This is a genomic window from Curtobacterium sp. PsM8 (assembly GCF_030433875.1).
In the GTDB taxonomy this organism is placed as follows: domain Bacteria; phylum Actinomycetota; class Actinomycetes; order Actinomycetales; family Microbacteriaceae; genus Curtobacterium.
On record NZ_JARUXD010000134.1, the window covers coordinates 1 to 3390 of the forward strand.

3 protein-coding genes are annotated in these 3390 nt (G+C 69.9%); 2 read left to right on the top strand and 1 reads right to left on the bottom strand.

All coding sequences use genetic code 11. The features are described from left to right. Positions 1-56: 56 nt before the first annotated feature. Entirely contained in the window at positions 57-1244 is a 1188-nt protein-coding gene (locus QCD68_RS16995) for a mechanosensitive ion channel family protein (RefSeq protein ID WP_301223870.1), read from the bottom strand. 56 nt (positions 1245-1300) lie between these two features. Here QCD68_RS16995 and QCD68_RS17000 point away from each other — a divergent pair, with 56 nt between their 5' ends. Next, on the top strand, positions 1301-2842 hold the full coding sequence (locus QCD68_RS17000; RefSeq protein WP_111076326.1) for an amino acid permease: 1542 nt from the start codon (positions 1301-1303) through the stop codon (positions 2840-2842). Positions 2843-2915: 73 nt separating this feature from the next. Further along, complete coding sequence (locus QCD68_RS17005) at positions 2916-3221, top strand: hypothetical protein (protein ID WP_111076327.1); 306 nt, start codon at positions 2916-2918, stop codon at positions 3219-3221. Positions 3222-3390: the final 169 nt, after the last annotated feature.

Genomic DNA, 3390 nt, shown 5'->3' on the forward strand with positions numbered 1-3390 from the left:
GCCCGGTACCAGCTGGTACCGGGCCTCCCGTACGTCTGCGGCACTGGTCGGCGTGCCTACCGGGCTCGGGGATCGGGCGGGACCTCGTGGGCGTGGATACCGGACGTCTGGATCGGCCCGGTGAAGAGGGCGGAGCGTTCGTCGCCCTCGCCGAAGAGCTGCGAGTCCGACTCGTTCCGAGCACTGCGCTTGGTCGGCGGCGTGCGGGTCGGCTCCGTGAGCTGCATGCGCTGCAGCGGGAGCGCGTCGGGGTGGTGGCGCTGCACCCACTCGACCATCTCCTCGCGGACGTAGCAGCGCAGGTCGAAGAGCCCGCCGGCGTCGGGGGCGGTGACCAGGATCCGCACCCGGACCAGCCCGCCGACCGCGTCCGTGACCTGCAGGACCTTGGTGCGGCCGTCCCAGATCGTGCTCGTCGCGAGGATCCGGTCGAGTTCCTCGCGCATGTCGGACGGGCTGACCCGCCAGTCCAGGTCGAACTCGACGGCACCGAGGAGCTCACTGCTCGTCCGCGTCCAGTTCTCGAACGGCGTGCTCGTGAAGTACGTGGACGGCAGCACGAACCGGCGGTCGTCCCACAGGTGCACGACGACGTAGGTGAGGGTGATCTCCTCGATCCGCCCCCACTGCGCCTCGACCACCACCACGTCGTCGACGCGGATCGACCCGGAGAAGGCGAGCTGCATGCCCGCGAAGACGTTGCCGAGCATCGACTGCGCGGCGAGACCGGCGATCACCGACAGCAGACCGGCGCTGGCGAGGACGCTCGCGCCCGCGGCCTCCACCCCGGGGAAGGTGAGCAGGATCGCGCCGACGGCGATGATGACGAGGACGGCGACCGTCAGCCGGCGGATGATGAGCACCTGCGTGCGCACCCGACGGGCGACACGGTTGTCCGGGACGTCGACGCGGTACCGGTGCAGGCCGAGGCTCTCGAGGAAGATCGCCAGCTCGCACGCCAGCCAGCAACCGACGCCGATCATCACGATGAGGAAGACGTGCGAGACGTCGTCGCGCCACGGGAACCGGTCGAGGTCGTTCGGCACGCTCGTCGTGAACGCCGTCCAGAGCAGGGCGACGAGCAGGGTGCTGCGGGTCGGGTGTTTCGTCCGCCGGGAGAGCGCGAGCGCCCAGCGTTCACGCCGACCGAGGGCGCGGAACACCAGGTGCAGGACCAGGGCCGCCACCGCCGTGAGGAGCAGCGCGAACCCGATCGCGACGAGCAGTCTGAGGAGGATGTCCATCCCCCCATGGTGTCGCAGCGTGCCCCCGACGTGCGTCCAGCGGTAGCGTTCTCGCCATGACAGCGAAGAACGACACGGGCGTGGACCGCGCTCCGGCGAACGACTTCTCGCACGAGCAAGAGGGCTACCAGCACGGGTTGAAGCCCCGCCAGCTGCAGATGATCGCCATCGGTGGCGCCATCGGCACGGGGCTCTTCCTCGGTGCCGGGGAACGGTTGCACAACGCCGGACCAGCACTCGCGATCACCTACCTGATCGCGGGCGTGTTCGCCTTCTTCATCCTCCGGGCACTCGGCGAACTCGTGCTGCACCGGCCGTCCTCGGGCTCGTTCATCTCGTACGCGCGGGAGTTCTACGGCGAGAAGTTCGCCTACGCCGCCGGCTGGATGTACTTCCTGAACTGGGCGATGACGTCGATCGTGGACACCACGGCCGTCGCGGTCTACCTGAAGTACTGGTCGGCGTTCACCGCCGCACCGCAGTGGCTGCTCGCACTCATCGCCCTGGTCGTCGTCCTGGCGGCGAACATGGTCGCGGTGAAGGTGTTCGGCGAGCTCGAGTTCTGGTTCGCGCTCATCAAGGTCGCCGCGCTCGTCGCGTTCCTCGTGGTCGCGATCATCTGGCTGGTCTTCGCGTTCCCGGTGGAGACCGGCGGCGAAGCGGTCCGCACCGGCTTCTCGATCTGGGGCGACAACGGCGGCATCCTGCCGAACGGCGTCCTGCCGGCCGTCCTCGTCATCCAGGGCGTCGTGTTCGCCTACGCCGCGATCGAGCTCGTCGGCACCGCGTCCGGTGAGACGCAGGACACCGAGAAGGTCATCCCCCGCGCCATCAACTCCGTCGTCTTCCGCATCGCGGTGTTCTACGTCGGCTCGATCGTGCTGCTCTCGATCCTGCTGCCCTACACGGCGTACAAGAAGGGCGAGAGCCCGTTCGTGACGTTCTTCTCGTCGCTCGGCAACCCGCACGTCGGCGTCATCGTCGGGTCGATCATGAACTTCGTCGTGCTGACCGCCGCACTGTCCTCGCTGAACGCCGGGCTCTACTCGACCGGGCGTGCGCTGCACTCGATGGGCATGAACGGCTCCGCGCCGAAGTGGACCACGAAGATGTCGAAGGGCGGGGTGCCGTACGCCGGCATCCTGCTGACCGCGGCGTTCACCGTCGCCGGCGTCGCGCTCAACTACTTCGTCCCCGGGCAGGCGTTCGAGATCGCCCTGAACATCGCGAGCCTCGGCATCATCACCGCGTGGGGCACGATCATCCTCTGTCAGATGAAACTGCGGCAGTGGGCCAAGCAGGGGCTCGCGAAGGAACCGACGTTCCGGCTGCCGGGTGCTCCGGTCACGGCATGGCTGACGCTGGCGTTCCTCGCCGCGGTGATCGTGCTCATGGCGATCGACTACCCGATCGGCACGTACACGATCGCGTCGCTCGTCATCGTCATCCCGCTGCTCATCGTCGGCTGGTTCCTGCAGCGCGACCGAATCCTGCGCATCGCCTCGCTGCGGCAGGGCGTCACCGGGCCCTACCCGGTGAACGGCCGCGACCCGGCCGCCCAGGTCCGCCGACGTGACGGCGACGACGGCACCGCCTGACCCCTGTCCACTCAGGAACCGCCCGGCCCCGACAGGGTCGACCGAGTCGGGCACCCGCAGGTACGATCAGCGGGTGCCGGACTCTCCTGTTCTCCCGACGCTCGACCTGCAGCACACCTGGCGTGGTGCGCTCTGCCGGGTCCGCGTGTTCCGCGACCGCGTGACGGCCGAGACCAGCTACGAGCGCGAGACGCTGCTGCCGGTGCCGATGGAGGCCGTGCTGGGCTGGCGGATCGAGGAGTGCGACTTCGACGCGGTGTGCGTCGAGTTCGTCACGCTGGCGGACGTCTGGCGTGTCCTGCTCTCCCCCGCGGACGAGTCGCTCGCGGACATGGCGCTGCGCTCGGCGCTCGGCGCGCCGATGCCGGCGGCCTCGTAGCGCGCCTGCCCTCGTGCCGCTGGCCTGATGCCGGCGGCCTCGTAGCGCGGCTGGCCTCGTGACGTGACGGCACGGGTGCCCCCGGTGTGGTGACCGGACGGGGGGGGCCCGGGGGGGGGGCCGCCCGGCGCGCGGCCGGCGCGAGTGGGGGGGCGGGGGGGGGCGGGCC

Coding starts and splice junctions, on each gene's coding strand:
- QCD68_RS17000 (WP_111076326.1), top strand. CDS start 1,301: ATGACAGCGAAGAACGACACGGGCGTGGACCGCGCTCCGGCGAACGAC.
- QCD68_RS16995 (WP_301223870.1), bottom strand. CDS start 1,244: ATGGACATCCTCCTCAGACTGCTCGTCGCGATCGGGTTCGCGCTGCTC.